The organism is Frankia sp. CcWB3 (assembly GCF_977927595.1).
This window is the reverse complement of the sequence record NZ_CDWRCK010000008.1, coordinates 22,986-30,186: the sequence shown is the minus strand read 5'-3', so window position 1 is coordinate 30,186 and position 7,201 is coordinate 22,986. Positions and strand designations below refer to the sequence as shown.

The window sequence follows — 7,201 nt, the reverse complement described above, 5'->3', positions numbered from 1 at the left end:
CCTGTGGAGGGTTCGAAACGCGCAAGTTATTTCATTTCGACTCCTTACCGCGCTGCTGCACTCGTTCGGCATCCGCGCGGGATCGTTGAGTTCGCCGGGCTGGCTTGGGGCCGAGCAGCGGGTGGGGCTGGCCGGCGCCACGATCGATCCCGACGTCCTCGGCCGCGCCTACGCCGATATCGCGCCGTACCTGCCGCTGATCGAGGACGACGGCCGGCTGAGCGCCTTCGAGCTGCTTGCCGCCGTGGTCTTCGCCGCCTTCGCCGACGCTCCCGCCGACCTCGCCGTGATTGAGTCCGGCTGGGACGACGCCGGCGAGCTGAGCGCACTGCTCGACGCGCCGGTGTCGGTCGTCACCCCCGTGGCGGTGGGCGAGCGGGAGCCGGCGGCGGGCCTGGACCGGATCACCGCGCGGACGGCGGGGGTCATCCGCGCCGACACCCTGGTCGTGCTGGCCCAGCAGGTCCTGCCCGCCGCGCAGGCGCTGCTGCGGCGCGCCGCCGAGACCGGGGCGACGGTCGCCCGGGAGGGGCTGGAGTTCGGCGTACTCGGCCGGCAGGTGGCTGTCGGGGGGCAGATGATCACACTGAAGGGGCTGGGCGGCACCTACGAGGAGATCTTCCTGCCGCTGCACGGCGCGCATCAGGCCCACAACGCAGCGGTCGCGCTGGCCGCGGTCGAGGCGTTCCTCGGCGGCGGGCGCAACCAGCTCGACGTCGATGCGGTCCGCGCCGGTTTCGCCGAGGTGGACTCCCGGGGCCGGCTGGAGGTCGTCCGCCGGTCCCCGACGATCATTCTTGACGTGGCCGACTCGCCCGTGGCGGCGGGCGCGCTGGCCGCGGCGCTCGACGAGGCGTTCACCTTCGACGTCCTCGTCGGGGTCATCGCCATCGAGCGCGAGGTCGAGGGCGCCGCGGCGCGGGACGGTGCCGCCGCTCGGGACGGTGGTGGCGGGCGGGATGCGGCGGAGCTCCTGGCCGTCCTGGAGCCGGTCCTGAACACGGTGGTGGTCACCGCCGGTGCCGGGCCCGGATCGCTGCCGGTCGACGGTCTCGCCGCGGTCGCCGTGGGTGTCTTCGGCGCCGACCGGGTGGAGGTCGTACCCCGGTTGGACGACGCGATCGACGCCGGGGTGCGCATCGCCGAGGAGGACGCCAATCTGGGGGGCGCCGGCGTGGTGATCACTGGTTCGGCATCTGTCGTGGGTCGGGCCCGGGCGTTGCTGCGCCCGTGACACGTCCTCCTGGGTTTCCCGACATGTTCCCGACGCGTTCCTGATGCGGTTGCGGGGTGTTTCCGGGACGCCGCGGTCCCGTCACGGTGCGGGCGTGGGCACCCTGTAAGTTGACGGGGGATCCTTGGGTCCCTCGTCAAGGACGACGAAGTCGATGATCGAGAAGGAGTACCGTGTCCGTCGAGCGCACCCTCATCCTGGTCAAGCCCGATGGCGTCAGCCGTGGCCTCGTCGGTGAGGTCGTCGGCCGGCTCGAGCGCAAGGGGCTCACTCTGGTGGCGCTCGAACTACGCACGCTGGAGCGGTCCGTCGCCGAGACGCACTATGGCGAGCACGCCAGCAAGCCGTTCTTCGGTGAACTGGTCGACTTCATCACCTCCGGGCCGCTGGTGGCCCTCGTGGCCGAGGGGCCGCGTGCGGTGGAGGCGTCGCGTGGGCTGATCGGCGCGACCGATCCGGTCAAGGCCGCGCCCGGCTCGCTGCGTGGGGACTACGCGCTGGAGATCGGCCAGAACCTCGTGCACGGCTCGGACTCGCCGGAGTCCGCCAAGCGGGAGATCGACCTCTTCTTCCCGGGCCTGAGCTGACCGCGTAGCCGTTCACACCGACCGGGGCGTTCCCGAGACGTCCCGAGATGCCCCGAGACGCCGCCGGTCGGATTTCGGGTGGCCTCTCAGGGCCTGGCCGGGACCGTAGGCGTGTCGCCCTCGTGATTCGTGGGTGTGCGCAGGGCGGTTCCGGCCCAAGGGTGACACGAAACCGGCCCATCACCGACCGGGGCGGCGAGGGGCCCGGTGTCGGTCTACCCTTCAAGTACTTGCCCGGAGCGTGTCCGGTGGGTCGCGGTAACCGACAGGGTCGTGGTCGGTGGCCGTGGTCGAATCCCCGGTGGGCGCCTGGGTCGTCCTGTTCGATCTACGAACTCTGTACGTGTTCCACGCGCTTCTCCGGCTCCTCGGTAGGCCGTGCCTGTCGGTCACGCCGGAGGCGGCCAGGACCGCATCCCCCGGGAAGGTCGGTACCCGACGATGTCCAGTTCGCTGTCGTTCCTCGGTCGTGACATGGCCGTCGACCTCGGTACCGCCAACACGCTGGTGTACGTGCGCGGCCGCGGGATCGTCCTCAACGAACCGAGCGTGGTCGCGATCAACACCACCACCTCGGGCATTCTCGCCGTCGGAACCGACGCCAAGCGGATGATCGGCCGGACGCCCGGCAACGTGGTGGCCGTGCGGCCGCTGAAGGACGGCGTCATCGCCGACTTCGAGACGACCGAGCGGATGCTGCGCTACTTCATCCAGAAGGTGCACCGGCGGCGCCATTTCGCCAAGCCCAGGCTGGTCGTGTGCGTGCCCTCCGGCATCACGGGAGTGGAACAGCGGGCCGTGAAGGACGCCGGCTACCAGGCCGGCGCCCGAAAGGTCTACATCATTGAGGAGCCGATGGCCGCGGCGATCGGCGCTGGTCTGCCGGTGCACGAGCCGACCGGCAACATGGTCGTGGATATCGGTGGGGGCACCACCGAGGTCGCCGTGATCTCACTGGGCGGCATCGTCACCAGCCAGTCGATCCGCACCGCCGGGGACGAACTCGACGTCGCGATCATCTCCTACGTCAAGAAGGAGTACTCGCTGATGCTCGGCGAACGCACCGCCGAGGAGATTAAGATGGCGATTGGGTCGGCGCACAAGGTTCCCGACGAGCCCAGCGCCGAGATCCGTGGGCGCGACCTGATCACTGGACTGCCGAAGACGATCGTGGTGACGGCGGAGGAGATCCGCAAGGCGATCGAGGATCCAGTCAACGCGGTCATCGACGCGGTGAAGGTGACCCTCGACCGCTGCCCGCCGGAGCTCTCCGGCGACATCATGGACCGCGGCATCGTCCTCACCGGCGGCGGGGCGCTGCTGCGCGGTCTCGACGAGCGGCTGCGGCAGGAGACCGGCATGCCGATCCACATCGCGGAGAATCCGCTGCATTCGGTTGCAATGGGGTCGGGCAAGTGCGTGGAGGAGTTCGAGGCCCTACAGCAGGTACTGATCTCCGAGCCGCGGCGCTAGGCGGTTGCGCAGGGCCCTTGCCGATCCCTTCCCATTGGACCGATCCTTTCCCATTGGAATAGCCGGAGCGGCGCCTGGTGCCGCGTGGCCGTCGCCGCGTGGCACCGGATCGCGCAAGAGTGTGTTCGGAGGGTGTTGTGGGCCGTGGCACGAGGCGATCCCGCCTGGTGATCGTCGCCCTGCTCATCGTCGCCTTCACCCTGATCACCCTGGACTACCGGACCGGGAGATCGGCCACCGGAGCACGCGGGGTCCTGCACTCGATCTTCGGGGGGGTCGAGAACGGCGTTACGACGGTCACCCGCCCGATCGGCCGGACCGTCTCCTCCCTGACGCACCCGAACCGCTATCACGACCGGGCGGACCGACTCGCGGAGGAGAACGCCCGCCTGCGCCGCCAGATCGCCGACGACACCGAGATCGGCCGGATGTCAACCGAACTCGCAGATCTTCGTTTGCTGGCAGATAAGGGCCAGTACACCGTCGTGCCGGCAAAGGTGATTGCGGTCGGTGACGTGACGGGGACGGACTGGACCGTCACCATCAACGCCGGCAGGGCCGACGGCATCGTGGTCGACAAGACCGTGCTCAATGCCGACGGGCTGGTCGGCACGGTGTCCGGCGTGACCGAGCACACCGCAATCGTCCGGCTGGCCTGCGACCCGGGCAGTCACATCGGAGCCCGGCTCGAACGCACCCAGCTGCTCGGTGCCGTGGTCGGTGGGCAGGGACCAAGCACGTTGACCTTCACGCTGTACGACGCCTCGTACCGGGTGCAGAAGGGCGATCGGCTGGTCACCTTTGGCAGCCTCGACTACGTCGCCGGCGTCCCGATCGGTGCAGTCACCAAGGTCACCGACGTCGATGGTCTGTCGCGGACCGCCGAGGTCAGACCGTACGCGTCGGTCGGCACTCCGGACCTGGTCGGAGTGGTGGTTGGCAAGCCACCGGCTGACCCCGGCGACCGGGTACTGAAGCCCAGGCCGGTGCCGACCGAGCCGGCTGCGCTTGTCCCGCCGGCCCCGCCGTCCCCCACTGCCGGGTCGCCGGTGGAGGGATCACCGGCCGGGGCGGCATCCGGTGTCCGGGGCGGAGCGGGTTGAGCGTGATGTGGGGCACCGCCGGCTCTGAGGAGACCCTGCGCGGGCGCGCCGTCGTGGCCGCGGTCGTGCTCCTGACCGTCGCCCTGATCTTCCAGGTCTCCGTGATTGCCCGGTTGAGCCTGCCCGGCGGCCGGCTCGACCTCATGCTCGTCCTGTTGGCGGCGATCGCGCTGATCGAGGGGCCGCTGCTCGGCGCGGTCGCCGGCTTCGTGGCGGGATTGCTGGCCGATCTGTCCTCCACTCATGTTCTCGGTCAGACTGCTCTCGTTTTGTGTCTGATCGGTTACGCTGCCGGACTGGCGATGGATGCGGCGGAGCGGTCGGTGGTGGTTCCCCTGGCGGCGATCGGTGGGGCGAGTGTGCTGGGCACTCTCGGGTACGCCGCCACCACCTCGATCCTCGGTGAGGCGGCGTTGACGGGAGGTCAGGCTGTGCTGCGGGCGTTGGCGGCCGGCGTCTACGCCCTCCTGCTCACCCCGTTCCTGTTCCCGTTGCTGCTCGCGGGCTCCCGGCGGCTGGCCGGCGGTCGGCGGCGGGAGTCGCGATGAACGACCGGGTGCGGGTCCGCGTCCTGCTGCTGCGCGTGCTGGTCGTTTCCCTGCTCATCACACTCGGCGCGCGGCTGTGGGTACTCCAGATCCTGGACGGTGACCGGTACCGCCGGGTCGCCGAGACCAACCGGGTCCGCGAGGTGGTGACGCCCGCGACCCGGGGGATGATCCTTGACGATAAGGGGCAGGCCCTCGTCCGCAACCGTACGTCGCTGGTCATCTCGGTGAACCGGTCGACCACGGATCGGCAGGCCGACCAGGGCCAGGCCGTCCTCGCCCGCCTCGCCGCGGTGATCGGCACCCCCGTGGACGAGCTCGCCCGGCGGATCCGGTTCTGTAGCGCCCAGGTGAAGCCGCCCTGCTGGAACGGATCGCCCTACCAGCCGGTACCGGTCGCCAAGGACGTCAGCCCGCAGCAGGCCCTCGCCGTCATCGAACATCCCGACCGCTTCCCCGGCGTCTCCGCCGACCTGCAGGCCGTCCGCGAGTACCCGCATGGCGCGCTGGCCGCGCACGAGCTGGGCTATCTCGCGCCGGTCAGTCAGGACCAGCTCGACAAGCAGGGGGATGAGAAGGGCTACCACCTCAACAGCCTGATCGGCGTTGCCGGCCTGGAGAGCACCTATGACGACGAGCTGCGCGGCACCGACGGGGTGGAACGCCTGGAGGTGGACCGGTTCGGCCGGGTGGCCGGTACCGCGTCGACCACCGCGCCGCTCAGCGGTGACCACCTGGTGCTCAACCTTGACCTCGACGTGCAGCAGGCGGTCGAGCAGGCGCTGACGGACACGATCAACAAGCTCGGGGGCGGCCCGCGCACCGCTTCCGCGGTCGTGCTGGACGTGCGCACCGGCGGGGTGGTCGCGATGGCGAGCCTGCCGTCCTACGACCCGTCGGTCTTCGTCGGCGGGGTCTCGGAGAACGACTACCGGGCGCTGTCCGATCCCGCGAACGGCATCCCGCTGCTCTCGCGGGCCTACCAGGGGTCGGGGGCGGCCGGCTCCACCTTCAAGGCCATCTCCGCCGCCGTCGCCTTGCAGAACCTGGGCGCCAAGGGGAACGACCTCTACGACTGCGCGCCCAGCCTGCAGATCGGTGACCAGGTCTTCCACAACTTCGACGGCCAGTCGGCCGGTCCGATCATCCTGCACCAGGCGCTGGTCATCTCCTGTGACGTCATCTTCGACAAGTTCGCCTACGACGCCTGGCTCGCGGACGGCGGGCTGCGCAACGGCCGTGGGCCCTATTCCGCCCCGAAAGAGTACTTTGTCAGGATGGCCCAGGCGATGGGCTTGGGCCGGACCACCGGGCTGGACCTGCCCGGCGAAACGCGGGGCTTCGTCGTCGACCGCGCCGGCGCCAAGGCGATCTGGGCGGAGCTCAAGGACTCCTACTGCCGGCGGGCCAAGAACGGCTACCCGGAGGAGCCCGACCCGGCCAAGGCCGAGCGGTACCGCAAGTACGCCGCCGAGGCGTGCGTCGACGGCTATCTGTACAACGCCGGTGCCGCTGCCCAGTTCGCGATCGGCCAGGGCCAGTACCTGTCGCTGAGCCCGCTGCAGCTCGCCGTCGCCTATGCGGCCATCGCCAACGGCGGCACCCTGTACAAGCCCACCCTCGCCAAGGCCACCGTGTCTCCGGACGGCAAGGTCGTCAGGACCTTCGCGCCGCGCCGGGCCGGGACGCTGCCGGTCTCACCGGAGAACCTTGCTTACATCCGGGACAGCCTGCGGGGGGTGACGACGGAGGGCGGGGGCACCGCCACCGGCGTCTTCGCGGACTGGCCGAGCGACGTCGTCCCGATCGCGGCAAAGACCGGAACCGCCGAGGTCGAGGGCAAGGGGGACACCTCCTGGTTCGCCTCCTTCGCGCCGGCGAACGACCCCCAGTTCGCCGTCGTGGTCACCATCCCGGACTCCGGGACCGGCGCGGAGTTCGCGGCTCCGGTGGCCAAGCAGATCTACCAGGCGATCTACGGTGTCGGCCGGCCGGCGGCGATGCCGGGTGGGAAACCGCCGGCCGAGCCGCCGAAGATCAACCGGGACGGGACGATCGCGGCGTCGTCACCGCAGCCCGCCCCCGCGACGCCGACATCGCCGGCCGGATCGGCGCCGATCCTGGCCGGCCCCCTGTCCGGTACCAGCGGCGCGGGCGCGACGGCGACGGGCCGGGCGCCACCCTGACGGCCACCTTGTGCCGTGAGGGCGGGGCCTCGGGATGAGGTGGGAGCCCAGGATGTGAATGTCGCGTCGG

Annotated in this window: 6 protein-coding genes; all 6 read left to right on the top strand. The window is 70.4% G+C overall.

Annotated elements, in window-relative coordinates; genetic code table 11:
- Window positions 1–1,234 (top strand): glutamate ligase domain-containing protein (locus ACY5KJ_RS01525; protein ID WP_462202592.1); only part of this gene is annotated, 1,234 nt, incomplete at its 5' end.
- Window positions 1,235–1,407: 173 nt separating this feature from the next.
- Window positions 1,408–1,821, top strand: coding sequence for a nucleoside-diphosphate kinase (ndk, locus tag ACY5KJ_RS01520; protein ID WP_011435654.1), 414 nt, complete (start codon window positions 1,408–1,410; stop codon window positions 1,819–1,821).
- Between the two features lie 441 nt (window positions 1,822–2,262).
- Window positions 2,263–3,294, top strand: a complete 1,032-nt coding sequence (locus tag ACY5KJ_RS01515; RefSeq protein WP_011435655.1) for a rod shape-determining protein — start codon at window positions 2,263–2,265, stop codon at window positions 3,292–3,294.
- 137 nt (window positions 3,295–3,431) lie between these two features.
- Complete coding sequence (gene mreC, locus ACY5KJ_RS01510; RefSeq protein ID WP_462186094.1) at window positions 3,432–4,397, top strand: rod shape-determining protein MreC; 966 nt, start codon at window positions 3,432–3,434, stop codon at window positions 4,395–4,397.
- 5 nt (window positions 4,398–4,402) lie between these two features.
- Window positions 4,403–4,945, top strand: a complete 543-nt coding sequence (gene mreD / locus ACY5KJ_RS01505; RefSeq protein WP_462186103.1) for a rod shape-determining protein MreD — start codon at window positions 4,403–4,405, stop codon at window positions 4,943–4,945.
- A complete protein-coding gene (mrdA, locus tag ACY5KJ_RS01500) occupies window positions 4,942–7,131 on the top strand; it encodes a penicillin-binding protein 2 (RefSeq protein WP_462186093.1) in 2,190 nt (729 codons plus the stop codon). The genes mreD and mrdA overlap by 4 nt, the downstream gene beginning before the upstream one ends.
- The last annotated feature ends 70 nt before the right edge of the window (window positions 7,132–7,201 follow it).